General features: G+C 48.3%; 19 protein-coding genes and 1 pseudogene. 4 read left to right on the top strand and 16 right to left on the bottom strand.

Features of this window, described 5'->3' with window-relative positions; all coding sequences use genetic code 11:
* Positions 1 to 77: 77 nt before the first annotated feature.
* The 4 genes from HP399_RS14430 to HP399_RS14415 all read right to left on the bottom strand — a co-directional run bounded on the left by HP399_RS14430 (position 78) and on the right by HP399_RS14415 (position 5117).
* Complete coding sequence (locus HP399_RS14430) at positions 78 to 968, bottom strand: nitrilase-related carbon-nitrogen hydrolase (RefSeq protein ID WP_173619528.1); 891 nt, start codon at positions 966 to 968, stop codon at positions 78 to 80.
* 34 nt (positions 969 to 1002) lie between these two features.
* Positions 1003 to 2388: a dihydropyrimidinase gene (gene hydA, locus HP399_RS14425; RefSeq protein WP_173619529.1), complete on the bottom strand. Its 1386-nt coding sequence runs from the start codon at positions 2386 to 2388 to the stop codon at positions 1003 to 1005.
* Positions 2389 to 2477: 89 nt separating this feature from the next.
* Positions 2478 to 3755, bottom strand: a complete 1278-nt coding sequence (gene preA / locus HP399_RS14420) for an NAD-dependent dihydropyrimidine dehydrogenase subunit PreA (protein WP_173619530.1) — start codon at positions 3753 to 3755, stop codon at positions 2478 to 2480.
* Between the two features lie 15 nt (positions 3756 to 3770).
* The gene (locus HP399_RS14415; RefSeq protein ID WP_173619531.1) at positions 3771 to 5117 is read right to left on the bottom strand and encodes an NAD(P)-dependent oxidoreductase; all 1347 of its coding nucleotides are present in this window, start codon (positions 5115 to 5117) and stop codon (positions 3771 to 3773) included.
* A gap of 186 nt (positions 5118 to 5303) precedes the next feature.
* On the opposite strand from HP399_RS14415, the gene HP399_RS14410 reads away from it, so the two are divergent.
* Both HP399_RS14410 and HP399_RS14405 read left to right on the top strand, forming a co-directional pair.
* Positions 5304 to 5816: a hypothetical protein gene (locus HP399_RS14410; RefSeq protein WP_173619532.1), complete on the top strand. Its 513-nt coding sequence runs from the start codon at positions 5304 to 5306 to the stop codon at positions 5814 to 5816.
* A gap of 9 nt (positions 5817 to 5825) precedes the next feature.
* Positions 5826 to 6254, top strand: a complete 429-nt coding sequence (locus HP399_RS14405) for a hypothetical protein (RefSeq protein WP_173619533.1) — start codon at positions 5826 to 5828, stop codon at positions 6252 to 6254.
* A gap of 10 nt (positions 6255 to 6264) precedes the next feature.
* Here the strand turns inward: HP399_RS14405 and HP399_RS14400 are convergent, their stop codons facing one another.
* The 3 genes from HP399_RS14400 to HP399_RS14390 form a co-directional block, all read right to left on the bottom strand.
* Complete coding sequence (locus tag HP399_RS14400; protein WP_173619534.1) at positions 6265 to 7524, bottom strand: hypothetical protein; 1260 nt, start codon at positions 7522 to 7524, stop codon at positions 6265 to 6267.
* Positions 7525 to 7712: 188 nt separating this feature from the next.
* A complete protein-coding gene (locus HP399_RS14395; RefSeq protein ID WP_173619535.1) occupies positions 7713 to 9014 on the bottom strand; it encodes a hypothetical protein in 1302 nt (433 codons plus the stop codon).
* A gap of 167 nt (positions 9015 to 9181) precedes the next feature.
* Positions 9182 to 9763 carry an LOG family protein gene (locus HP399_RS14390; protein WP_173619536.1) on the bottom strand — a complete coding sequence of 194 codons (582 nt, stop codon included), beginning with the start codon at positions 9761 to 9763 and terminating at the stop codon, positions 9182 to 9184.
* 96 nt (positions 9764 to 9859) lie between these two features.
* Between HP399_RS14390 and HP399_RS14385 the strand changes: the two are divergent.
* Positions 9860 to 10183 (top strand): annotated as a pseudogene (locus HP399_RS14385) (MazG nucleotide pyrophosphohydrolase domain-containing protein).
* A gap of 52 nt (positions 10184 to 10235) precedes the next feature.
* Here HP399_RS14385 and HP399_RS14380 read toward each other — a convergent pair.
* Together HP399_RS14380 and HP399_RS14375 are read right to left on the bottom strand one after the other, a co-directional pair.
* Positions 10236 to 11630: an aspartate aminotransferase family protein gene (locus HP399_RS14380; protein ID WP_173619537.1), complete on the bottom strand. Its 1395-nt coding sequence runs from the start codon at positions 11628 to 11630 to the stop codon at positions 10236 to 10238.
* 31 nt (positions 11631 to 11661) lie between these two features.
* Entirely contained in the window at positions 11662 to 13170 is a 1509-nt protein-coding gene (locus HP399_RS14375; RefSeq protein WP_173619538.1) for a CoA-acylating methylmalonate-semialdehyde dehydrogenase, read from the bottom strand.
* Between the two features lie 132 nt (positions 13171 to 13302).
* Here HP399_RS14375 and HP399_RS14370 point away from each other — a divergent pair, with 132 nt between their 5' ends.
* Positions 13303 to 14937 carry a PucR family transcriptional regulator gene (locus HP399_RS14370; protein WP_173619539.1) on the top strand — a complete coding sequence of 545 codons (1635 nt, stop codon included), beginning with the start codon at positions 13303 to 13305 and terminating at the stop codon, positions 14935 to 14937.
* Positions 14938 to 14987: 50 nt separating this feature from the next.
* Here HP399_RS14370 and HP399_RS14365 read toward each other — a convergent pair whose 3' ends face one another.
* The 7 genes from HP399_RS14365 to HP399_RS14335 form a co-directional block, all read right to left on the bottom strand.
* Positions 14988 to 17258 (bottom strand): S8 family serine peptidase, encoded by a 2271-nt coding sequence (locus HP399_RS14365; protein ID WP_173619540.1) that lies wholly within the window; start codon positions 17256 to 17258, stop codon positions 14988 to 14990.
* Positions 17259 to 17352: 94 nt separating this feature from the next.
* Complete coding sequence (locus tag HP399_RS14360) at positions 17353 to 19755, bottom strand: AAA family ATPase (RefSeq protein ID WP_173619541.1); 2403 nt, start codon at positions 19753 to 19755, stop codon at positions 17353 to 17355.
* A gap of 79 nt (positions 19756 to 19834) precedes the next feature.
* Entirely contained in the window at positions 19835 to 21019 is a 1185-nt protein-coding gene (locus HP399_RS14355; protein ID WP_173619542.1) for an MFS transporter, read from the bottom strand.
* An 88-nt stretch (positions 21020 to 21107) separates the two neighbouring features.
* Positions 21108 to 21575, bottom strand: coding sequence for a MarR family transcriptional regulator (locus HP399_RS14350; protein ID WP_173619543.1), 468 nt, complete (start codon positions 21573 to 21575; stop codon positions 21108 to 21110).
* Positions 21576 to 21705: 130 nt separating this feature from the next.
* Entirely contained in the window at positions 21706 to 21909 is a 204-nt protein-coding gene (locus HP399_RS14345) for a hypothetical protein (RefSeq protein WP_228088523.1), read from the bottom strand.
* 109 nt (positions 21910 to 22018) lie between these two features.
* Positions 22019 to 22312: a Gfo/Idh/MocA family oxidoreductase gene (locus HP399_RS14340; protein WP_173619545.1), complete on the bottom strand. Its 294-nt coding sequence runs from the start codon at positions 22310 to 22312 to the stop codon at positions 22019 to 22021.
* Positions 22313 to 22336: 24 nt separating this feature from the next.
* Positions 22337 to 25378, bottom strand: coding sequence for an efflux RND transporter permease subunit (locus tag HP399_RS14335; RefSeq protein WP_173619546.1), 3042 nt, complete (start codon positions 25376 to 25378; stop codon positions 22337 to 22339).
* Position 25379: the final 1 nt, after the last annotated feature.

The raw sequence follows: 25379 nt of genomic DNA, 5'->3' as shown, positions 1-25379 counted from the left end.
CTTTTGACTCTGATGGAATCCTTCCAATGATGTGAAAAGGAGGAAGGCGCGTATCCGGCACCTCCCTCACTCTTGTATTAAGGTAATAGCTTTACCATATCTTCGTAGGTCTCCGGTCTACGATCCCGGTAAAATTGCCACGTATCCCGCACCTCATGAATTTTGTTACGGTCCATTTCAGCGAGAATGACCTCGTCCTGATCCCGACTCCCGATGGCTACAAATTGCCCACGCGGGTCGACCAAGTACGATTGTCCGTAAAACTCTCCCATGTTCCACGGTGCTTCTGTCCCTACCCGATTGATCGCTGCCACATAATATCCGTTGGCTACGGCATGAGCAGGCTGCTCGAGCTTCCATAAGTATTCAGACAAGCCGGCGACCGTCGCTGACGGATTGAATACGATCTCCGCCCCATTCAAGCCCAGCAGTCGTGCGCCTTCTGGAAAATGGCGGTCATAGCATATATAGACCCCGACCTTGGCAAAAGCAGTTTCAAAAACGGGATAACCAAGATTGCCAGGCTTAAAGTAATATTTCTCCCAGAATCCGCACCCGCTGCTGCCCACTCCGACATGCGGAATATGCTGCTTACGATATTTGCCCAAATACGTGCCATCCGCATCAATCACAGCGGCCGTATTGTAATACGTACCGATCCCTACGCGCTCGTATACAGGTAAAATGAGTACGGTTCCTAATTCGCGGGCAAGGGAAGAGAAAAGTTGCACGGTTGGTCCGTTTGGGACTTCTTCCGCTGATTCATACCATTTCAGTTGCTGCTCGGCACAAAAATACGGGCCATAGAAGATTTCCTGAAGACAGATGATTTGTGCCCCCTTGGCTGCCGCCTCCCGCACCATCTTCTCATGCTTCTCAATGGCTTTTTCTTTGTGCAAATGAACCGGTTCGTCTCCGTGGACATCGTTTTTCGCCTGAATCAAACCGATGCGAATGATATCTGCCATAATCACCCTCCTCGCCTTTTTACGCTGTCCCTTCTTACGGTCTTGCAAAGGTCGATCGTTTTACAAAGCGTCCAGCACCGGCTTGACCGACGAATTGCTGATCGCGAATGACAAATGAGCCGCGCGAAAGCACCGAGATGATATCGCCGTTCACTACCATCCCTTCAAATGGATTGTAGTCGACATTCATATGGTGAGTTTCAACGGAGATCGTTCGCTTCACCGTTGGATCAAACAATACGATATCCGCGTCCGAGCCTACCGCAATCGTTCCTTTTTGCGGGAACATCCCGAACAGTTTGGCTGCTTTTGTAGAGGTCATATCAACGAACTGATTGAGGCTGATCTTGTCCTTTGCTACCCCTTCTGAGAAGAGGAGGCGCATCCGGTCCTCAATGATCGGTCCACCATTCGGGATTTTCGTGAAATCTCCTAGCCCCAGCTCTTTTTGACCGGAAAAATTAAAGGAACAGTGATCGGAGCCAACCGTTTGCAAAATGCCATTTTTCAATGCGCTCCACAGGACGTCCTGATTCCACTTTTCCCGAAGTGGTGGCGACCAGACATACTTCGCTCCTTCAAAGCCCGGCTTCTGTAGATCCGTAATATCGAGCACCAAATATTGCGGGCATGTCTCCCCGTACACATTCCATCCTTTTTCGCGAGCCTCTGCGATCCGGCGCACAGCCTCAGCACACGATACATGCACGACATACAGCTGGGCTTCTGCCAGTGCAGTCAGTGCAATCGCACGTCCCGTTGCTTCTCCTTCTGCTTCAGGTGGGCGGGTGTAAGCGTGGTACACGGGGTCTGTCTGCCCTTTTGCAATGGCCTGCTTGATCAAATAGTCTAGAACGTCTCCATTCTCTGCATGGACCTGTACCAAGGCACCTAGTTCCTTAGCCCGGACTAACGTTTTAAATAGCGTCTCATCATCGGCCATCAACACATTTTTGTAGGCCATGAATACTTTGAGCGAAGTAATTCCTTCATTTCGTACGACTGCTCCTAATTCCTCGAGCACTTGATCGTTCGCATCTGAAACCATCAGATGGAAGCCGTAGTCGATGACCGCTTTTCCCCTTGCTTTTTCGTGCCAGGTCGAAATGGATGAATGCAATGGCTCCCCTTTATTCGTCAGGCAAAAATCGATGATGCTCGTCGTCCCTCCAAATGCTGCTGCCTTCGTTCCTGTATAAAAGTTATCGGAAGTAACCGTTCCGCCAAAAGGCATATCGAGATGGGTATGTGGGTCAATCCCACCCGGGAAAACATAGTATCCGGTAGCATCGATGACTTCGGCATCTTTCCCATCCAGATTAGAGCCGATTGCGACTACCTTATCCCCTTCGATCAAGATGTCCGCTTGATACGTGTCTGACGCTGTCACGATTGTGCCATTTCGAATCCATTTTTTCATCCGATGATCATCTCCCCTTCAACCCGTCACTGAGTAGACATGCCTTCCCTTGTACACGCTATGCATCCCACGCCGAAAACATGACTGCTTTACAGCTCGCAGCTACCACCCGCAGCCAAAGCAGCCTGCCGCTGATTCCAGCTGAGAGGGGCTTTGTCGCTCGGGATCTCGACCATCTCAATCGTACCTTCCACTGGACAAACGATGGAGCACAAATTACAGCCTACACAATCTTCTTCTCGTACAACCAAGCGCTCTTTGCCTGTCGCTGCATCAGGAACAATGTCAATGCATTGATGTGAGGTGTCCTCACAAGCGATATGACACTTGTTGCAGTTAATACAGGTCTCTTCATGGATGCGCGCCACGACCTTGTAATTCAGATTCAGATGGCCCCAATCTGAGTACGTATGCACAGCTTTTCCGACAATATCCATTACGGACGCAATCCCACGCTGATCCAGGTAATTGTTAAGTCCATCAATCATGTCTTCCACGATTCGGAATCCATGATGCATGGCGGCTGTACATACTTGAACACCCGTTGCTCCCATCAGCAAAAATTCAACGGTATCGCGCCAATCAGAGATTCCCCCAATGCCAGAGATCGGGATACCAACCTTGGGATCTCGTGCACATTCTGCGACCATGTTCAGGGCGATTGGTTTGACTGCTGGTCCACAATAGCCGCCGTGCGCCCCTTTTCCATCTACATGTGGGATCGGCAGCCATTTATCGAGATCAACCCCCATCAAGCTGTTAATGGTGTTGATCATGCTAATGGCATCGGCTCCACCCTGGCTCGCGGCCCGTGCAGTAAAGCGAATGTCCGTAATGTTTGGGGTGAGCTTGACGATGACAGGAGTTTGGGCGACTTCTTTTACCCATTCGACCTGCTGTCGGATTAAATCTGGATGCTGACCGACCGCAGAGCCCATCCCGCGTTCTGCCATGCCGTGCGGACAGCCAAAATTCAGTTCCAGACCGTCTACACCGATTGCCTCCACCTTTTTGACAATCTCGTGCCATGCTTCCTGTTTATGTTCAACCATTAGCGACGCAATCAACGTGTGCTTCGGAAAACGGCGCTTCGTTTCATCCATTTCCTTCAAATTGACCTCAAGCGGTTTGTCCGTAATCAGTTCAATGTTGTTGAAACCAAAGACGCGCTGTCCCCCGAAGTTCAGACCGGCAAAGCGAGAGGTGACATTGATGATCGGCTCTCCGAGTGTCTTCCAGACCGCGCCACCCCAGCCTGCTTCAAAGGCACGCTGTACTTGGTAGCCTGAATTGGTCGGCGGCGCAGAGGCCAACCAAAATGGATTCGGGGATTGGATTCCCGCCAGATTAATGCTGAGATCTGCCATGATAGGTCTCCTCCTTTATACTGACTGTTTTTGATCACGGAGCGATTGGTGAATGGCATAAGCCGCTCGTTTCCCGTGATTGGCTGCATCGACTACCATCGCATCTGTCTTGCCTCCACCAAAAATGACATCGCCCGCCGCGTAAACTTTGCCATGGGAGGTTCGATAGGTGCCTTCCTCGACCTCGACAATCCCATTACGATGTTGGAGCCCAAGTGATTCAACCAAAGAGAGATGTCTGTTTTGTCCGATCGCTTTGACGACATAATCTACTTCGATGACAAAATGACTGCCTGGAATTTCTACTGGCCGCCTTCTACCTTTCTCATCCGGCTCACCTAGCTCCATACGCACCAGTTCCAAGCCCTTCACGCGGCCGTTTTCCTCCAATACACGCGTTGGGGCAACGAGCCAGCGGAATTCTACGCCATCCTGCTTGGCGAATTCGTACTCAAACTGATAACAGGACATCTCTTGAACCGTCCGCCGATACAGAATCTGGACATTGTCTGCACCCAGCCGTTTCGAACAGGTGGCAGCGTCAATCGCCGTATTCCCCGCACCGATGATTACGACTTTTTTGCCGAGCATTTCGTCTGATAGTGGCTTGGTCTTGGTCTCCTCCACGAGTGCAATCGCATCGAGGACACCTTCTAGTTCTTCTCCCGGGATATGCAGCTGAGGGACAATGCCCATACCGGCTGCCAACAGGATGGAATCATACTGGTCCAATAGCTCTTCTGGCGCTACATCCACGCCGATTCGCGTATTGGTACGTATCTCTACCCCCAGTGCCTCTACTTGCTCTACTTCCCATAGCGAAATTTCCTGTGGTAGACGGAACGACACGATGCCGTACGTGTTCAATCCTCCTGCCTTTTCTTTCGCTTCAAATACCGTAACCGCGTAACCGAGACGCGCAAGCTCACGCGCTGCTGATAATCCTGCCGGGCCCGCTCCGACGACGGCTACCCGTTTTCCATTTGCTTCGCCTTTTGAAAAAAGCGTTGCTTGATTTTGGATTGCCCAGTCTGTCGCGTGACGCTGGAGAAGGCCGATCATGATGGGCTTGGAAGCTGAATGGAGTACACAAGCACCCTCACACAGCTCCTCGGTTGGACATACGCGCGCACAGCTCGCCCCGACTGGATTCGATTCCATGATAGTCCGGGCTGATCCGAACAAATTCCCGGTCGCAATTTTTTTGATAAAGGAAGGGATATCAATCGACGTGGGACAAGCCTTAATACAAGGTGCGTCGTAGCAATACAAGCAGCGATTCGCCTCATTGATGGCTTCCATCGGTTTTAGGGCAGGCACGACTTCCGCGAAGTTTTTCGCGAGTTCATTCGGTATGCTCATCTGTCCACAACCTCCTCACCAGATCTAAACATGCTTGCTATTAATCAATGTGCGAAATCGCTTTTTTATGATTGTTACATTTCGTATTTGCCTAGCAACGAAACGAAATCAATCTGCTTGGATTGACATGAATGATTTCATGATCGAATAGGATAAAAACAAACAAGGAAGAAAGGGCCGTCCCGTATGAAGGATTACGATCTGGAAATCAAGGTAGTGAAACAAAAAATCGCGGATGCACATGCGCTTCTCACCCAATTGGAAACCGAGCGAAAAAACTACCTGACACAACTCGAAAGACGAAAAGCTTTTCTCTCTTCACGCGAAATACTCGACATCATGGAGACAAAAGTTGGCCGTGTCGGCAGTATGGCTACCGTCAAACGCTGGGCAGATCAAGGCTATTTAGGGGATTGTATAGACGAACGGGAGACCTTCCCCCTTTTGGTCAATAAACAAGGAAACAAACGATTTCTTTTCCCTCGAGAATCCGTGCTCACTTATCTATATAAAAAAGGGTATCTTCGCCCGAGCTACGAGGTTTTGGACCGTGTCCAGCTCACAAGAGAGAACATATGCTGTTGGGGAATTATCACCTCCGTCGAGCGAAGCGATCAGCACTTCACCTACCAAGTCCAATTGGAAAAAACGGGAGAAGTATTGTTGTCGATATCAGAAGAAGAACTGCTTATCCCGTAAGGAGGCGCTATGGAACTGGCCGTAATCACGCTGGAAAATACAGTTGCCAATCAAGAAAGATCGCGACAAATCCGCGACTTGCATAAAAAAAAGGGCCAGACCCTCGCCATCCGATTTAGCGAGGAGCTGACCCATATTATTTTAGAAGCACCATGCTTGTATATCCCCGACCAGGAATGGTTGGGCGAAGCTGTTGTCATCGAAGGAATCGTAAAAAAATCAGCGGAGTACTACGAGCTGCACCCGCGAACCAAAGGGAAGACTGTCAATCTTCACCTTGATTCAGAATTGGTTGCTGAGCTGGAGCTCATTCGCTCTCTTGTCAGCAGCAAAACACAGCAGGAAGTCCTTCGTGAGTTGTTCGTTCGAGGCATGCGCTCGTACTTGGCCGAGAAGGAAGCAGTCAGGTCGCCCATCAGCGCCAAAAAAGAACGATAATCCCTGCTCTCTACCAGGTAAACGTGATTTTGTCGCCCGTGATTTTATAGCGAACCGTGTAAGTCTGATTCTTCTCTTTCATGCCGACTTCAAACACAATTGCTTTTTTCGTTAGATCAGGCTTGACTGTATTGACATCCAACATATCAAACGGCTCGTTTGCCTTTTTCTCTATCCCTGCAATTTCTATCTTTTCATGGGTAGTAACGTGATAAACTCCCACACCCATCATTGTCTGATACAAAATCCAGTTGTTGTCCAGCCATGTTACTTCATCGATAAAATAACCTGGAAACAGCTGGGCTTGCGGTGTGTAGTCTGGCTGATAGAAGCGAACATTCGCGGTATTGTACAAATTGTCTGAATCAATCACCGCGATTTTTTTCTTGTCTGGTGATGGGATTCCAGCTTTTTTCGCCAATTCGATTTTTTCTTTTTCGGTTTCGATTCTCAGTTTTTCGATCAAGAACAGGGAATCTTCTTTGGAAAAGACAATGTTTTTTACGTTTTTCAAATCAGCGAGCTTGTCTTTGCTCGCAAAATTACTGTAGATGGTTAGCGTTGCATCATCTGGCATACCATCGTAGGCGATGCCTCTGGATGGATACTCCCACGCATATGTACCGATTCCTCTGAGATGGTACGAAAAATCCGGCTTACCCCATGCTCCAAAGATAGAAAAATCAGCATATTCTGCGGGTGCCCCTAATTTTTCACCATAGTCTTGCAAATTTTTAGCCATATCAACAAGTGCTTTTGTATCGGCGATCTGATCACGACGATAAATGGAAATGGCTTTTACTTTATCCTGAGCAAACGTGAAAAACAAGTGATAGCCCTGTTCCGCATAGCCAATCAAATCAAGCTTTTCATCGGAAAAATGTGGTTTACCCAAGACTCGGACGATCTCGTCTTTTCTTTTGGAGGTCGTAATACCTTTTACAACTTCGCCTTTATAGGAAGGTTCAACGAGAACGGCAAACGCTTGCTTGTTTTCGTCCCACTTCATGCTGATTCCTTGTGGGTAATACACATAATCATCAAACTCTTTTCCGGATTTCCCCAGTAGATTCGTAAGCGAATCTTGTTTCCACTGATGGGAAGTGAAGGTACTCACGAGCAGCCCTTTTGACAAATCTGCTGGTGCCTGCACGGAAGTTCCTGTACCGCTTTGCGGCGTCGTTGGCATTGTCGTTGATGCGCTTGCTGCGAATGCTGTCGAAGCGAACAAACAGCAGGACAACAGTAGCATTATCGCTTTCTTTTCCACTTCATTCCCTCCCAAACTATCAGCATAACTGTACAACCATCGCCACAAAACAACGGTTATCCCTAAATTATACCAGAAATAGACAAAATCCGCTAAACGGATTTTTTCATCCATGATCCATGTAACAGAATAAAGCGTCCACTCCCCCGATGTTGTGAAGGGAAGGACGCTTTTCGATGCACGGTATATTACTTCGATTCGCCGTTGAGATAATTAAAGAACGGTTGATCTACCCAAAATTTGTATGTCTCTACCTTTACTTTGTCATTCAGCTTTTGGAAGCCTTCCACAACCTTTGGTGATTCTTCATTCAGGGAGAAAGACTGCACGACATAACGACCATCTTTTAACACGTTGTTCGTAATGACAGCATACTCTGCCAGCTCCGTACGAGAATGATAAAGCGGCTGCCACCAAGAAGCCTTGAGCAATCCGGTCATGTCCTCTTGATCCCGTTTGGCATATTTCAAAACAAGTGGCTGGAACTTCTCTTTCTCTTCTACACTGTCGAATTCCAAGCTGAGATCGTACTCCTTGGCATACGCAATGTAGTTGCCGTTTTCAATCTGAACCACTTGATAATCGGCTGTTTGAACAGGCTCTCCCCATTCCTTCAAGTAAATGAAGGCAGATGTTTTCGGCTCAAATTGAACCTTGGCATTGACGCCTTCACTTTTTAACAGGCCGATTAATTGAATGGCGTGAGCGATATCACTATGCCCATACGTAATCGTGCGCTGTGGATCAAAATGAGGATCGAATGCGGCATCCTTCAGATTGTACCCAGTAATTAGGTTTTGCTTCAAGCCTTTGTCTACGAGCGCTTGCAATTCACCGGCTTTGATGATTTGCGATTCGTTCCATGCCTGTGCGAGCTTGCCAAAAATCTCTGCATCGGCGATTGTGCCCAGATAGTTTTTGGCAGAGCCATGGAACTCTGCTACTTTTGCTAGCAATTGACTCGCAAGCTCTGCGGATACTGCTCCTTCTACAGTAGCTGACTTCAATACATTGGCGGACACAAGGCCCGTGTCAATGGCCACAGCCAGCTCTTGTGCAGCCTGCAAAGTAAGCGCGCCGCCTTTTTTATACGAAATCCCTGCTTTTTTCAAGGCAGCCGCTACTTTTTCTTCGCTATATGTATACCCGAGTTCTTTTAACTCAGCAGCTTTTGCGGCAGCGCTGACTGCTTCCCATACAACCAGCTTGGAGGTATCTTTTGATGCAGGCAAGAAAGTTTTGGCTGACAGGTCTTTTTCCGATATACTTGTTGTAGTAGATACGATCTTGAGCAACGCTTTCTCAAATTGCTCGCGAGTTACCGTCTTGTCAAAAGTCACACCGTATTGCTGCTGCAAAAAGCTGTTCCACTCTACGTGTGCTTCTACCGTTGTTTTCGTTGTAGCACCGACTGCCGTTGGAAAAACGAGTGCCGCTGAGAGTACGGCAGCTGAAGTGGAGAGTTGTAGCCATTTCGCTGATCTGTTCATGAAGTATCCTCCTGACGTATGAAGACGAATCATATTGATATTATTCCTGTGTGTTTACTAGGGATATAATCAACTACATTAACACTCCTGCATTCATCCTGTCAATAACTAGAATAACCCGAAGTCCTCCCACAAATGGAGGGCTTCAAGTTATTTTTTTCACGTTCTTATTTTTCCAGTTCCGACCATTTGTTTACTTTCACTGGAGGTGTGTACTCTCGCATCCGATCTAGCAAAATAGCGGGATCACTCTCGCACAGGATCAATTCGCCCTGCATAGCGGGAATAAATCCGGCTTCAGTCGCATGCTCCACCATTTGCATCAGCGGCGTATAGTAGCCGTCCACGTTCAACAGTCCGATTGGCTTTTGGTGAATGCCAATTTGACCCCAGCTCACCACTTCAAAAATTTCTTCAAAGGTACCCAATCCGCCCGGCAAAGCAATGAAGCCATCAGACAAATCGATCATTTTCGCTTTGCGCTCGTGCATCGTCAAGACCTCATGCAATTCTGTCAGCCCTTTATGTACGATTTCTCCACGGAACAGTCCTGTAGGCATGACGCCGATCGCTTTGCCATCGCCTTCCAGTACAGCATTTGCCACGCGCCCCATCAGTCCCATGCTTGAACCACCATAGACCAATTCAAGACCACGAGCGACCAGTTCTTTTCCCAACTCCAGTGCGTACCGCTCAAAAAGTGGATTTACACCTGGATTGGAACCTGCATAAACACAAATACGTTTCATGTCATCCTCCCAAAAACTTGTTGAAGTAGAATGGCTTTTCCTGAATTTCTTTGCGTGTAATATAATTATACTAAAATCAGGAAGGGACAGATATATGTGAATATAACTGAGTTTCAAAAATAGGTTGGAGATTTTTATCAAGAACGCGGATGGACAGCGTACGGTCCGTTTATTCGTGTAGGTTTTCTAATGGAAGAAGCCGGCGAACTGGCAAGAGCTGTTCGCGCCATTGAAATTGGTCGAGATCGTCCGGATGAAGGGGAAAAGCCCGCAGCGGAAGCTCGGCAGGAACTGGTGGAAGAGCTGGGCGATGTACTTGGGAATTTAATCTTGCTGGCAAATCAATACGAGGTTCCTTTTGAAGAAATTTTGGAAGCACATCGAGCAAAGCTGCAAAAGCGCTATCAACTCCATCGTTGAATAAATACAGCGACAGACTAGGATTTTCGCATCTCCTAGTCTGCCGCTGCTTTCATCTATTCGTCTTTTCGTCCAAGCTACTCCTACTCAATGTATCAAAGGCTTCCTTCATAACCTGCGCAATAAAATCGATATCATCGCTCGTCGTGGTAAACGGTGGCGAGAGTGTCAGCACATTGTTGAAGCTCGGAATGGTGTCGCCATTGCGCCCAATGATTAGCCCACGCTTCTTGCACTCGGCAATCACCTGTGTCAATTTAGCTGGCGCCGCAGGTTCCTTTGTTTTGCGATCCTCTACCATTTCGATCCCCATCAGGAAGCCGAAGCTGCGAATGTCTCCCACGTATGGATGTTCTGCGAGAAACGCCAGCTTGGCACGCAATTCTGCACCAAGTTCCTCCGCTCTCTCCACCAGTTTTTCCTCTTCTAAAATTTCGAGATTTTTCAGGGCAAGTGCGCATGCCGCCGGATTGCCGCCGAACGTATTGACATGACGGAAATGCAGATTATTCCCCTGCTCATTGAATTTATCTGCGATTTCGGCCCGAACAGCCGTTGCAGAAAGTGGCAGGTAGGCGCTCGTAATACCTTTGGCCATGGTCACAATGTCTGGCTTGATTCCAAAGTTTTGGTGGCCGAACTTTTGACCGGAGCGACCGAATCCGCAGATGACCTCGTCCACGATCATCAACACGCCGTACTTATCGCAGATTTCCCGCACTTTTGGCATGTATTCCGGCGAAGGAACAAGGACGCCTCCCCCCGTAATGGTCGGCTCCATGATGACCGCTGCGACTGTCTTTTCACCTTCCCAATTGATCACTTGATCGTAATATTGGGCGCACTCCAGATTGCATTTGCCGTACGATTTTCCAGCCGGACAGCGATAGCAGTAAGGCGGCGGTACATGAAGAAAGCCTGGCGCCAATGGTTCATATTTTTCCTTGCGTATGGATTGACCAGTTGCAGCGAGGGCCCCCATCGTATTTCCGTGGTAAGCCCGATGTCGCGAAATGAATTTGTAACGGCCCGGCTCCCCGTTCTGGTGATGATATTGACGGGCAATCTTGAATGCGACCTCGTTCGCTTCCGAGCCGCTGTTGGAAAAGAAAACGCGATACTCCTCGCCAAGCCATTCGCTGATCTTCTCGGATAGACGAATGGCAGGGACGTGGCTTTGTGTGAGTGGAAAATAAGCCAATTGCTTCAACTGCTCGTAAGCGGCGTCTGCGAGCTCCTGTCGGCCATAGCCAACGTTGACGCACCACAAGCCAGACATTCCATCCAGATATCGGTTCCCGTCGATATCGGTGATCCACGATCCGCTCGCTTCTGTTACGATCATCGGATTGGGGTTGTAGGGGGACATATGGTGCCACATATGCGAACGGTCGGCATCCAGCAAGCTCTCTTTATCAAAATCTTTCGTCACTTGTCCTTGCTCCATCGCGCCATCCTCCTTATTTTTTCGTTAGAGGTTACTTTACAAATACTTTTTGCGAACCAATGCTTGTATCGCCATCTTCGAACCATCTGGATGTGACCGTTTTTTTCTTCGTGAAAAAGAGGACACCGTCTTTTCCATTTGCATGCAAATCACCGTAAAAGGACTGCTTCCAGCCTGAGAAAGCAAAGAAGCCCATCGGAGCAGGCACCCCTACATTGACACCAACCATACCCGCTTCCACCTGCTGAACGAATTCTCTTCCCCATTTTCCGTTGTTCGTATAGATGGTCGCCCCATTGCCAAAACGCGAGCGGCTGATCGTCTCCAAGCCCTCTTCAAAGTCTTTTACACGCATGACACTCAGGACAGGCGCGAAAATCTCGTCGCGGACAATGACCATCTCGGCATCTGCCTTGTCAAAAATCGTTGGCCCGAGGAAGTAACCATCCGGCAGCTGTTTCGCGTCCTCGCGACCATCGCGAACTAGCGCGGCACCAGACGCGACACCTTTTTCGATATAGTCATGTACTTTGGACAAGTGCGAATCACGGATGACTGGCCCGAGATCGATGCCCTCCTCCAATCCATTTCCCATTGCGAGAGCACTGGCTTCCTCGATCAGATGTGCGATCAGCTCATCGGCAATCTCCTCAACAGCTACTACAGCGCTGGCTGCCATACACCGCTCTCCTGCACAGCCGAATGCTGAGCTCGTAATTGTTTTTGCTGCGCGCTTCAAATCCGTGTCAGGCATGACCAAATGGTGATTTTTCGCCCCAGCCAGGGCTTGCACACGCTTCCCGTTCGCCGCTGCTGTCTTGTACACGTATTCCGCAACTGGTTGCGAGCCGACGAAGGAGATCGCTTTAACATCCGGATGCTCCAACAGACCATTGACGACATCATGCGCACCGTTTACGACATTGAATACACCGTCTGGCAGCCCTGCTTCCTTGAGCAGTTCAGCAATCCGAATCGAAGACAGCGGCGTACGCTCCGAGGGCTTCAGGACAAACGTATTTCCTGCGGTAATCGCAATCGGGTACATCCACATCGGGACCATCACCGGGAAGTTAAATGGGGTAATCCCGCCCACTACCCCCAACGGAAATCGGATCACCTGACTGTCGATGCTGTTTGCGATATTGGGCAATGTTTCCCCCATCATCAGTGTTGGCATCCCACAAGCGAACTCTACCATTTCCAGCCCACGCAATAGCTCTGCCTGTGCCTCAGGCAGATTTTTCCCGTTCTCCATGGTGATCATCCGGGCGAGTTCATCCTCGTGCTTGACGAGAAGACTATGAAAACGAAACATAATGCGCGCACGATCAACGACAGGGGTAGCACTCCAGCTCACAAACGCTTCCTTTGCAGCAGCAACAGCCTTGTCCACATCTTCTTTCGTCGACAGTGGCACGCGCGACAACAATTCTCCTGTTGCTGGATTGGGTACATCCTCAAAACGTGTCGTCAGTGAATCTACCCACTGCCCTCCGATGTAGTTTTTCAACGGATTTCCAACGATAGCTGTGTTCATCCCTTCAACTCCTCACGTTCAATTCATTGACAATTCCATTTTATCCAAAAATAATGCCTGTCAGCACTAGACAAAGCGTAACGCATTACGTAGGGTTAATCATACAGAGTGTAAACGGAAGAGGTGATCCTGATGAGCAACGATTTGCGCCTGACCATTGCAGAAATCATCAAGCGTCCATTGTTTCAGCATGCCCAAGTGGTGGCGGGGCATCGCGGTCTGTCCCGTCCTGTTCGCTGGGTCCACGTCTTGGAGACTGCTGATACGGGACAGTTTTTAAATGGCGGCGAGCTGATCCTATCAACCGGGCTAGGATTTGGCGAAGAAAAGGAAAAGCGGCTTGCGTATTTAACAGAACTCATTCGCCGAAAAGCAGTCGGGTTGTGCATAGAACTGGGACGTTACATCCCCTCCATCCCTGAAGATATGCTAGAGTTGGCGAACCACCACCAGTTTCCGTTGCTCGTCTTTCATCAGCCTGTCCGCTTTGTGGATATTACGCAAGATTTGCACGAGCATTTGATCCATGCGCAGATGCAAGCACTTCGCAATCTCGAAGCATACTCTCGCAGTTTGCAGCAGCTCAGCCTGCAGGCAGCGGGCATACCCAAGCTATTGCAGCATTTTCAGGTGGCGGTTCAGACGCAGGTCTTCTATTACGCACCAGATGGCTCCACACAATTCGCCCCAGTGGTACCGCATGATGTTGCAGTGGAGATGAGCGATTTGATGCGGTCTCATTTTTCCGAACTGGATAGTAGTGTAGCTGGCGTCCGCTTCCTTTCTCTATCTGCGACCAGGCAGCTTGCCTATCAACCAGTGATGGCAATGGGTCATGTGCTCTCCTATGTCGGCATTGTTTTGTATGAACGCAGTCCGGATGAGTATTTGCTCCTGACCTTAGACAATACGGTCAGCGCAATGGCCCAAATTTTAATGAGGAAAATGTTTGTGGAGGAACAGGCGCTTGCTACTGAAAACCGGCTGTTTGATGATTTGATTGCCAACCGCTCCATACCGGAGGAACAAATCCGTTCCTTGCTTGGTATCACGGGCAGCGGTAAATCCTCGGCATATCACATGATTATTTTATCGTTTGAGAAGCCGAAGAACCTGGCCGATGATTCCCTTCCGCCGCACGATCTGACGGCTATCTTCCGTTCACTATTGACTCGTCATCACTTTCGTCCTTTCATACGTTGCAAGGGCCATCGCTTTTACTTTTTATTGATCGAGCAGCGGCCGCTTGCAGATTCCCGTCGTACCCTGGAAAAAGCCTTTCGCGATGTCAAAAGAATCATGACACAAATGCTAGGGGCGGAGGTTCAAATCTGGATGGGCGTCAGTCGAGCCGGGAAACTGTTGTCTGACGCTGGACGACACCTCGCAGAGGCGGAACAGGCACTGGCTTTTTGTCAGGAATCATCCAGTCCATTTTTCGCTGATCTCGGATTGTTCCGACTCCTGTTCCACGTACCTAGTGAGCCTGTGTTAAAGACTTTCATAAGCGATTACCTCGGCCCGCTGTTAGCCCATGACCAAGCACACGGCTCCTCGCTTGTTCATACGCTGCGTGTCTATTTGGATGTTAACCTATCCAAGCAGGAGGCTGCGGAAAAACTGTTCATTCATCGTCAAACGCTCTATCATCGCTTGGAAAAAATCGAAGAAATTCTCGGTGAGGATTACACGGCAACACAAAACAGAATTTGCCTGGAAATCGCCATGCGTGCACGGGAGTGGTTAAGCAAAGAAGAGCAGCACTAAAAAAGACACAACCTTTCATCTGTTTAGAAGACGGAGGTTGTGTCTTTGATTTATTTTCCTGGCTTATTCATATACAAGCGATACTTCGCTTCTTTGCCTTCCGTTAACGCAACACGGATTTTGTACAAACCGGTTTGTTCGATATTCACCGTTAGTCGTTCAGGACTGTCAGAGGTTGCGGCAGAAGCAAGCTCTTTTGAACGACTGTTATACACGTACAAATCGACATCTGCATCCTCATTCCAGTCTACGGACAATTCCAAATCCCCAGGCTCATTGACGCGAATTAAATAATCCATGTATTTCTGCTTTTTCGCCAGCTTTCCTGTTCGGAAAGGTTCTTGTTCACCCGGTGGCTTTTCCTCTTCCTCATCATCGGCCTTTTGCCATTTTCCCGTTGTCGCTAGCGCATACGGCTGAGGTCCTTTCGGAATGTTATAGCCTTCGACCGTCACTGTGTAGGTTCCCTCTTCCGGCTCAGTAATCCATACCTGTTCAACGTTGTTCAGGTTGTCCACTTCGTCGTTGTACGGGGCCTCAAAAAAGTCGTTGCCGTTCAGCTTTTCTCCACTTGGTGTTGTCACCTTCAGATTCAAATCGTTGACGAGTGCACGCTTTGCGACAATGGCAGCAGGATAATCCGTCCACGCAAGCGTAATTGCCAAAGGCTTGGAATCATCCGAGACCTTGACCTTATATGTGACTTTTTCACGCGTGCGAATGCCATCCTTCTCGTCCTTGAAGTTCGTTTCAATCGCCTGCTCCAGATTGGCTCGGCCGAAGCCTTGCTCTCGCATGTCTTCATCCAAGTTGTCTGCACTAGTTAACAGCATGGCTTTTACTAATGCACCGCTCGGATTTTTTTCCCCTTCTTCTTGCAAAAATTCCCGGATTTGTGCCACACCGCCCGCTAAAATCGGCGTAGCCATGCTCGTGCCGTTCATATATGCGTAATGTTCATTAAAACGCTTGTAGAAATTTTTGCTCGGTGCCAGTGAAGAGCGCGTGGACAAGATCGCTGAACCAGGCGCGACAATATCAGGCTTCAAACGCCCGTCGTCCGTTAAACCGCGACTGCTCGATACCCACACGTCGTCCGCTTTATCGGAGTTCTTCCCCATGCTGGGCCGAACATTTTCCGTAGCGCCAACAGCGATGACGTTTTTAGCAGTGGCTGGGCTCCCAATCGTTTTATAGCCTTTCTCGCCATCGTTCCCAGCCGCAACAAGCACCGTCATATCTGGATGCTCCCATAAAAAGCGATCAAACAGAAGCGATGATAGGCTGTACGCTCCCTTATCATTCGTCCCCCATGAATTGGAGTGAATCCGTGCTCCCTCTTCGTACGCTTCCTGCAATATGGTCTCGACATCCGTGTTGAGCTTCCCTTTTGCGGTCTCTATGGAATGAAAAACGAGCTTCGCACCCGGTGCCGTTCCTTTATACTGTCCATCTGATGCTTCTCCTGTGCCCACAATAGAACCGGCTACATGTGTACCATGACCGTGGACATCACTTGCATCATTCGGTCGGCCAAGTGAAATGAGCTTCTCAATCTGGCCGTTAAAATCTGGATGCATCGCTTGAAGCTTTCCTGTATCAAGTCCAGTATCGGCGACTCCAACAATTTGTCCCTTTCCCGTGTACCCTGTCGAGGCCAGCTTGTCCGAATGAATGATGGTAGCTGCCACATCATTGCGCAGCTTGTTTTCTGGCACGGGGACAACAGCAATGACATCATCTGATTCGATCACTTGTTCAATCGTTTCCTGATCCATCTTGGCGATTGATATATGCGGAGCATCTTCCGGCGTTTGAATGTCTCGTATATCTTGATCCTCTGTCATTTCCGTCATCGCTCGATACATGTCCACTCGTTGATTGAAACCGATGACGGCAACCTCGACCCGGTCTCTGTTGCCTCCTGAAAAGCGAAGCTCGGACGATACCTTGGACTTCGGTGTAAACGCCATAACATCTTCGACAAAGGACAGCTCCTCGACTTCCCTTCTTACCTGTTCATCCTCAATTTTCGCGATGAATGCATAATCCGGTATGTAATCACCAAGCGTGACGCCGATATCTTCTAGTTCTTCTTTCCACTCCTCACGAACAGGACCGGATAACTGAATAACGACGAGCTCAGACTCTCTCTTTTTCGACGTAAGCTTGTCCAGTGCAAGACCCTTATCCGCTTCGATCTGGATATTGCCCCGACGCTCTCCCTCTTGCTTGGCATCCGCCGGAATGCCTTCCAACGAAAGTGTCAGAACAAGTGTCGTGCATAAAGCTGCCTGCCATTTTTTTCGCAAACCAAACACCCTTCCCCCATGGCATAATGTAACCATTTCTATCCATTATAAGAGAAAGGGTGAATTGTCAAAAGAGTAAGAAGGCATAGTCATGGGACAAAAGCTAATTTTTTGTCCCATCCTCTTCTACCGTCCACTGTAATAGCGGTTGAAAATCGGCCCATGCCAACTGCATCAGCATTTCCTGATTCCATTCCTGCTTCGGAATATCCATCAGTCGCACGGCCTGGTTTTGGATCGCCTCTTGCAACAGGTTATGGCTAAAACGACCGTTGCCATTCAATCGATGATCACTGACTGCTTTATCCAAAGACTGCGCGATCATTTCCAGCACGTTCTTCTCAATGGCATACCCTACGTCACATGCAGCCTGTTCAAGAATGTGCACGAGTTCCTTCACCGTATAGTCGGGGAATGCAATATATTTTTTAAACCGTGACAAGAGTCCGGGATTGCTCATCAATAATGAATTCATTTCGAGTGGGTAGCCTGCGAGGACCACGACCAGATTCTCTTCGTGTTTGGTCATCTCTTCTACGAGCGTGTCAACCGCTTCCTGCCCAAAATCCCGTTCTCCTCCACCGAGCAGCGAATACGCTTCATCGATAAACAAGACGCCACCCAAAGCTTCTCGAACTTTTCTGCGAGTAAGCGCTGCGGTCTGACCAACATACCCCGCGACCAAGTCGGCTCTACTGGCCGTAACAAGATGACCGCGTTTCAAATAGCCGATTTCTTGCAAAATCTGCGCATACAGCTGGGCAACCGTCGTCTTCCCCGTGCCTGGATTTCCAGTAAAGACGGCATGTAGCTCAATCGGACTTTTCGGCAGGCCTCTTGCTGCGCGTTCTTGCTGAACGGACACATACGCCGCGATTTTTTTCAGCTCCGTCTTCACTTGAGCAAGACCAATCAACGCTTGCAGTCGAGCTTCCGCATTCCTTTCTTTTTGCGGCGGATCGAAGCCACGGACATCCTCGGGTTTTAGAATCGTAAAGTCATCCCATTTCAATTCCTTACCGTCTGTCTCGCGCCCTTTGGCAAAAATCGCATCGAGCACGATATTTGTGACTGCCCGTGCATTGCCAAACGTCTCGTCTACTTGCGCTTTTTCAATACGCTGGCGCAGCGTCATTTTTGCCGCCTCTGTCAGAGTAAAATCGTTCCGTACGGCTACTTCTTCTGCGATATGCACCAGTTCGTCCGCCTGATAGTCCGGCAGTAAAAAGTGGCCCGTCTCTGGAAAACGGCTATTCAGCCCAGGGTTGGCGTACAAAAAATGACGCATTTCTTCTGGATAGCCCGCCAGCATCACCACGAAGCGTCCTGCATACTCACCGCTCGTCATAGCGGATACAAGCGTGTCAATCGCCACTTGCCCGTAATCACTACCGGAGCTATCTGGGCGCTTCAAGCTGTATGCTTCATCGATAAATAGGACTCCACCGTCTGCCTGCTTAATCGCTTCCATGACGCGCTGCTCTGTCTGTCCCACATAAGCGCCGACCAACTGAGAACGATCCACCTCGATGAGCTGTCCTTTTGCCAACAACCCGAGCTCCTGATACAGCTTGGCGATCAAGCGAGCCAATGTCGTCTTCCCCGTTCCTGGGTTCCCCATCAGCACGAGATGAAGAGGGAGCTGGTCTTTCATATGCCAGCCCTTTTCTTCGCGCAGCTGGCGATATTGTAGAAATTGCGCCAGCTGACGAACCCGATGTTTGATCTCGTCCAAGCCAATCAAACGCTCCAATTGCTCTAAGGCGGTCAGTTCCTGCTGTGGTAATTGATCACTATCTTCTACGACTTCACGTCTTTGTGGCAGGAGCTTTTCTTTCTGTTCTTGCTGGTTAGTTAAAGCGCGGATCGTCTCTTGCAATTGGACGAGCATTTCACTGGAGTAAAAGACCCCGGATAAAGACGCTCCATACGCTTGAACACGTTCTTGCAATTGTACTAATAAATGTTGTCGTTCCGTGTATAACAGCACGAGGCCAGCAGCCGTAGCTTCCGCCTCCGAATCGTTCCACTTTTGCGCTGCTTGTAGTGTCTCCTCCGCAAGAGAGCGCCACTTCGTGATTTCAGCCAACTCATTGGTTGCTTGCTCTTCCAGCACCTCAACTGTTCTCCTGCGCATGACGACGTTATCCGTTTCACGCACGGACTTGAATTCAGTGAGAAAGGCATGGGATCGCAACTGTAAAAAGTACAGCTCCAGCTTAACTTCTCCAGCGTAGCGATAATCAGGGGCTAGTTGAAGCGTACGATCTACCCATTCAGCTGCAAGCATATGGCCTCCTGTTTTGTGCATCCGCAAAGCAGACATCCGCGTCAACACCATCGCTTCCATCAAATCAAGCTCTTCGCCTGGATGTTCTTGACGATGCTGTTCGAGCATTTGCAGGAATGTTAGGCATTCGCCTTCGGATAGTGACTGGATGCTAGATGGATTTTCGCTAAAACCTGCAATCAGTACCCTCGGGTCCCGTTCTTCTTGATGCTGCATCTTTTGATTGCTCCTCCCGCTCCATTGTTTCATCCCTGTTGTAGCATATTTAGCCGAACATGAAAAGTCTGTCCGAACATTAGAGCTCCACTTGAATGTTCGCTACGGTTCTTTTCACCTTTTGACGTGCGAATAAGGTCGCCAAAGCAATGAGGATACCGGCCATACCAAATTCAAGCCAGACCCCTCCCCATTCCAACAGCATCGCACCTACAACCGGACCTGCAGCCATCCCCGTATAGCGAATGAAATTGTACACACCAATGGATGTTGCACGCTCTGCTTCAAATACTTCGGATAGCAAAATCGTATGTGCAGGCATACCTACACCTAAGGTTAAGGCAAACAGCGTACTTGTTATCACAAGTAGGAGAAAAGAAACATCAGCCGCAGTCATAAAAAGAAACATCGCCAAAGCATTTGAGCCGGTCGTCACCAGTAATGTTTTACGTGTCCCCCATCGATTTTGCAATACAGCAGACAGCTTGCTACTGATAATAAAGACGACTGACACGAGCAAGAAAACCAATCCGATGATTTCAACGGAGACTGCGTATTGGTTCGTCAATTGAACAGGGAGAAACAGCAAAAAGCAATAATAGGCGTACATTTGGCTAAAACCGATCAAAATGACAGATGCACCGACCGGGTGGAGCAAAATATTACGGAAAGACCGTAGTGTAAAACCGCCTGATGAAGTAGCTTGATTCTTTTTTGTTTCGGGTAACAGTGTTGCATTTATGCCGACGAGAAAGACTGCGCAGATCGCCAAAAACAAAAAGACCGCAGAATGACCGCCGATGCCGCCAATCCAGCCACCTAAAAGTGGACCAAGTGCCGGACTGAGCGCAAGCAGCATCTGATAAGTACCCATCGCAGATGCACGTTGAATTCCTGTAAATAAGTCTCCAATGATCGTAGCGGCTACGATCGGAATGGCAGCAAACCCCGCCCCTTGTAAAGCCCGGAAAAATAGTAGCCCATAAATAGAATCGACCAGATAGCATCCGATTGACGCGATCGTATATAGGATCAGGGCAGGTATCATGACACGTTTTCGGCCGAACCGATCGATAAATGGTCCGTAGATGATTTGCATAATCGCGAGCATGACGGTAAAGATGGAAACGGTCCAGTTAATCATCGTTGCACTCGTCTGAAACTCTTTTTGCATGGCTGGTAAAATAGGCATGAACAAATTTTGCGCGAACATACCTAACATAAGCGTTACCCCAAGTAGGTACAGTACTTTTTTTGGACTCATGGTTGCTCTCCTCTTATCTAGTTATTATTGTGTCCTTGGAAACAATTTTTACAAAAAAAATTAATGAACACCAAATTGTATGTTTCTCCTAATCTTCTGTTGCTTCTCTTATGACCTCTTCCAAAAATGCCAATTCAGCAGGATTATACCTATCCAAGAATCGGTACATGTCCATCTCCAGTCGTTGATGGTAGTGTTCGTGAATGTCGTTTACCATTTCTCCTACTGATGTCAGACGAAAAAAAACTTCCTTCTGATTGTCTTCGAGCTGATAGCGCTCGAGTAATCCTTTTTTCAAAAGTTTAACTGTTATTTTGGATATCGCACTCTTTGTTACTCCAATATGCTGTGCAATTGTCGTAACATTGACTCGACCTTTCCCCCCTACCTCTTGAAGGACGTGGAGCTCTGTTACGGATAACCTTCCAACTTTATCGTAATCAGGTACGCTGATTTTGATCTGGCGCAATAGCATTTCTTCACGTAGCTTGCTGCGCTCCTCCTGTTTATGTAGAAAGGTGATCCATCGATTCCAAAGCTTCTTTTTAGGGTCCAATGCAGCATCAGCTCCTCATCTATTTCGATTTTTGTTTCCGCGGAAACAAAATAACCTTATCATGAGATTTCCTTTTACGCAAGAAAAAACCGCAGCCCTGCATTCGCAAGCTGCGTTCCGAGACCATTCTCTATCCATTTAGATTGCCCAATTCCTTGTCCGCACTTAAATGAGCACGAGCAGCCTCAAACACTTCACTTTCCGATCCGGCCGAGATTTTGAAACTCGATACCACTTTCTTGCCGCATCGCACTTGTACATTATACTGTGAATCCCCATCATACGTTGACTCGAAATGATAATCCTCACCATTGACCTGAATGGTTCGTTCCATGGTTACACCTCCCACCTTAGTGTGACCAAGCAACAAGGCAATCATCCAATATTTTGTTGTGAAGAAATCGTTTTTTCCGTTTCAGCGGACTCCATGGCCGCTTCGATAATCAAAAGGGCAGGCCCTTTATGTCCGAAGCTTGTTTTAAAGGATAAGATGCGTAGCCATACTTTGCAACCAGCTCCTGCGCACGATCTGGATTAGGGTCATACACAAGGAAAAGCTCGACATTTGGATGCTGGTGATACTCCGGCGTATGCCGTTCGTTTGCAATGGAACCGCAGCCAATAATGCCTACTTTTTGCTCATGATTGCTCCTCCTTTGTGTTGAACCCTTGACAGACCACCTGTCGTAAAAGTTATTCGCTCTTTGGAGTTGTTGGAGGGCACAACGCTGGTTCAACAGCGCTGTGCCCCGTTTCCCTTTTTACAAATCAGCAATGCGATGCGCTTTTTTTCGAGCTAATCTCTTTTCACGAAGTCCCTCAAAGATCGAATAAAGCACGGGAACCAATACAAGCGTTACGAGTGTATGGAAAATCAATCCCGCAATTACCCCGGTAGCAAGCGGCGCTTCTAATTCCGCACCTTCCGCAACAGCGAGTCCCATCGGCAGCATACCGAGTATCGCGGTCAGCTTGGTCATGATTACCGGACGAACACGATCTCGCGTGCCCTGTACAATCGCTTCTTCCAACCCCATCCCCCGTGAACGGAGCAGATTGATTCTGTCAATTAACAGAATCGCATTGGAAACAACAATTCCTACCAGCATGACGAGCCCAATCATCGCCATCTCACCAAAGGTTCGCTGCGTGACCACGAATCCGAGAATGACTCCCACCAAGGCCATAGGCAACGACAGCATAATAATAAACGGCTGAGATAATCTCCCAAACTGCGCCACCATAATCACATAGATGAGGGAGACGACCGCTACCAAGACGATGATTCCTTGCGTAAAGGTGTTATTCTGTTCCTTCAAATCGCCAGCTATCTCGATCTTGTATCCAGCGGGCAATTCCACTGTACCCAGCTTCTCATTTATTTGTCTGCCCGCCGTACCAATATCTGTACCCAACAGTTCGGCTGATACCGTGATGATTTGTTCTCCTTTTTCATGTTTGATCGTAATGGGAGATTTGCTGAAATGGAAATCGACCAGCTCGTGTAATGGAACCTGTGAACCTGTTCCTGTTCGTATCATAATCTGCTGGAGTTGGTCAGGATGTGTCACCCATGTCTCTGGAAATCTGGCAACAATCGAGGTTTCGATGCCATTTTGACTGATTGTGGAAAGGGGCTGCTCCCCAAGCAGCACGCTGATTTGGCTGTCCAATGATTCTGAGTCAACCTGTAATTGAGACAATGCCTCCTGATTCGGTGTCAGCGTTACTTTTTCTTTCCCTCTTTCAAAGTCATTACGAATATTGACTACACCGGGGATGCTCCCCAGCATTTCTTCTACCTTTGTGGAAATCGACCGGGAAACCTCCAAATCTTCGCCCGCAACCTGCAACTCAATAGGTGCCGATTTACCTGAGAATCCAAATGTCATACTCGTTTGTTCCACACCGTCAATCGCATTCAAGCGACCGTTTACTTCTTGCATAAATTCTTCTTTCTCTTGCGTTCGTTGCGATTTGGTAACTAACGTAATATTTAACTCTACTGTCTCTTTCTTTGCTGTAAAAAAGACTTGATTCACATCGGACAACTCTCTCAAAGCTTTTTCCGCTTCAACTGCCGCTGTTCGCGCCTGTTCCAAGCTAGTGCCATCGGGCATCGTTAGCGTGGCAAAAATTTGATTCTCATTGGCATTCAAGCCATTTCCTATTTTAATCAATGGGAAGAGACTCAAGGCCCCTACAAACACCGCAAGAGCCACCAGCAATGTGAGAATTCGATGACGAAGGGTTAACAACAGTAATCGCTGAAAGAGAGAAGCAACCCGATTTTTCCCTTTTTCACTACGGGTCTGCAACTGTTTATCATGTTGAAGAAAACGCTCGGAAAAAATCGGAACAAACAGAAAAGCTGCAATCGTAGACGCAAGAATGGTAGACGTAACGGTAAACGCAATGGTATGAAGAATAGGCTTCAACCACTGCTCAAAATCCGCGACCACAAGCGGTAAAAACACAATAATCAAGGTTAATTGGGATGCAAAAACAGGTGCTATGACTTCTTTTGAGCCCTGAACGATGGCCTGTTTCAGCTGCATTCCCTTTTCTCTCAAATGATAAATACTCTCCAGAACAACGATCGCGGCATCAACAATCAATCCAATTGACAAACTCAGTGATATCAATACCACCATGTCAATGTTGTATCCGGCAGCTTTTAGAGCGATGAATGTCATCAGGATGGAGAGAGGCAGCGTCGTTGCAATGACCATCGTCACACGCCAATTTCGCAGGAATACCCAGAGTACGAGAATTGCCAATATTCCCCCGATGACAACATCTCGACTCAAATTGGTGATCGCTTTTTTAATGAAGGAGACGGATTCAAACATGACTCTCAGCTCGTAGTTTCCGCCCGCCTCATCATTAATTTGCCTCACAACTTCCTCGACTTTTTTCTGTGTAGTGATCAGGTCACTCCCCGCAGCGCGCTTCACACTGATTTGCACAAAGAGGTTTCCTTCTGTCATGGAAATAGCGTCCTTCACGCTTCCACGCAAGTCACTCACCGTTGCCAATTGTTCGAGTGCAACCTTGCCCTTGGGTGTCTTGATCAAAATGGCTTTGAATTCTTCTACATTTTTCAAACTGTTGTCAATCATCACAACGGTGTCGAACCCGGGATTTTCCAATATCCCCACAGCTTTTTTCCAATTGGCACCCTGTAGCTGACCAACCACATCCGCTGCTGTCGTTCGATAGGCAGTAAGCCGTTCAGGACGAAATGTTATCGCAACCTTATTTTCAAAACCGTCCTCAGATACGACCACTTCCTTCACACCCGGGACGGATTCTATTCGATCCTTAATGGTCGTCTTCAGCAAGGTGAGCATGGTCTGTGTATCGGCACCCACCATTGCGTAGTCGATTAAGTCCTCATCACCCAAATTCGTTTGAGTGACTGTTACGGTATCTACTACTTTGGGAAAATCGTTGCGCAGCCGATTCACAATATTTTGTGTCTCTTGCTTGACCTTTTCACCTTCCCCATCTTCTGCAAGGATCGAGATGCCAGAAAACCCCGTCCCTGTTTTCGATGAGAAACTTTTAATCCCAGCCACAGATTTCAATTCCTGCTCTATTTTTTTCGTGACCTTTTCCACCATCTCTTCAGGCGGCAGCGCTCCTCCTGAAATATTCACTTCAATCCAAGGCAAATTCGTTTTCGGTACAAGCTCCACGTTGAAAGAAAAGAGAGCACCGATTCCGGTAAGCACGATGAGGAATGTGCACAAATAGAGGATCACTTTTCGTTTCAGCAAAAAGAGAATGACCTTGTCCATC

The organism is Brevibacillus sp. DP1.3A (assembly GCF_013284245.2).
Classification (GTDB): Bacteria; Bacillota; Bacilli; order Brevibacillales; family Brevibacillaceae; genus Brevibacillus.
The sequence above is the reverse complement of the archived record's forward strand: the minus strand, read 5'-3'. Positions and strand labels throughout refer to the sequence as shown.

Coding starts and splice junctions, on each gene's coding strand:
- HP399_RS14430 (WP_173619528.1), bottom strand. CDS start 968: ATGGCAGATATCATTCGCATCGGTTTGATTCAGGCGAAAAACGATGTC.
- hydA (WP_173619529.1), bottom strand. CDS start 2,388: ATGAAAAAATGGATTCGAAATGGCACAATCGTGACAGCGTCAGACACG.
- preA (WP_173619530.1), bottom strand. CDS start 3,755: ATGGCAGATCTCAGCATTAATCTGGCGGGAATCCAATCCCCGAATCCA.
- HP399_RS14415 (WP_173619531.1), bottom strand. CDS start 5,117: ATGAGCATACCGAATGAACTCGCGAAAAACTTCGCGGAAGTCGTGCCT.
- HP399_RS14410 (WP_173619532.1), top strand. CDS start 5,304: ATGAAGGATTACGATCTGGAAATCAAGGTAGTGAAACAAAAAATCGCG.
- HP399_RS14405 (WP_173619533.1), top strand. CDS start 5,826: ATGGAACTGGCCGTAATCACGCTGGAAAATACAGTTGCCAATCAAGAA.
- HP399_RS14395 (WP_173619535.1), bottom strand. CDS start 9,014: ATGAACAGATCAGCGAAATGGCTACAACTCTCCACTTCAGCTGCCGTA.
- HP399_RS14390 (WP_173619536.1), bottom strand. CDS start 9,763: ATGAAACGTATTTGTGTTTATGCAGGTTCCAATCCAGGTGTAAATCCA.
- HP399_RS14380 (WP_173619537.1), bottom strand. CDS start 11,630: ATGGAGCAAGGACAAGTGACGAAAGATTTTGATAAAGAGAGCTTGCTG.
- HP399_RS14375 (WP_173619538.1), bottom strand. CDS start 13,170: ATGAACACAGCTATCGTTGGAAATCCGTTGAAAAACTACATCGGAGGG.
- HP399_RS14370 (WP_173619539.1), top strand. CDS start 13,303: ATGAGCAACGATTTGCGCCTGACCATTGCAGAAATCATCAAGCGTCCA.
- HP399_RS14360 (WP_173619541.1), bottom strand. CDS start 19,755: ATGCAGCATCAAGAAGAACGGGACCCGAGGGTACTGATTGCAGGTTTT.
- HP399_RS14355 (WP_173619542.1), bottom strand. CDS start 21,019: ATGAGTCCAAAAAAAGTACTGTACCTACTTGGGGTAACGCTTATGTTA.
- HP399_RS14345 (WP_228088523.1), bottom strand. CDS start 21,909: ATGGAACGAACCATTCAGGTCAATGGTGAGGATTATCATTTCGAGTCA.
- HP399_RS14335 (WP_173619546.1), bottom strand. CDS start 25,378: ATGGACAAGGTCATTCTCTTTTTGCTGAAACGAAAAGTGATCCTCTAT.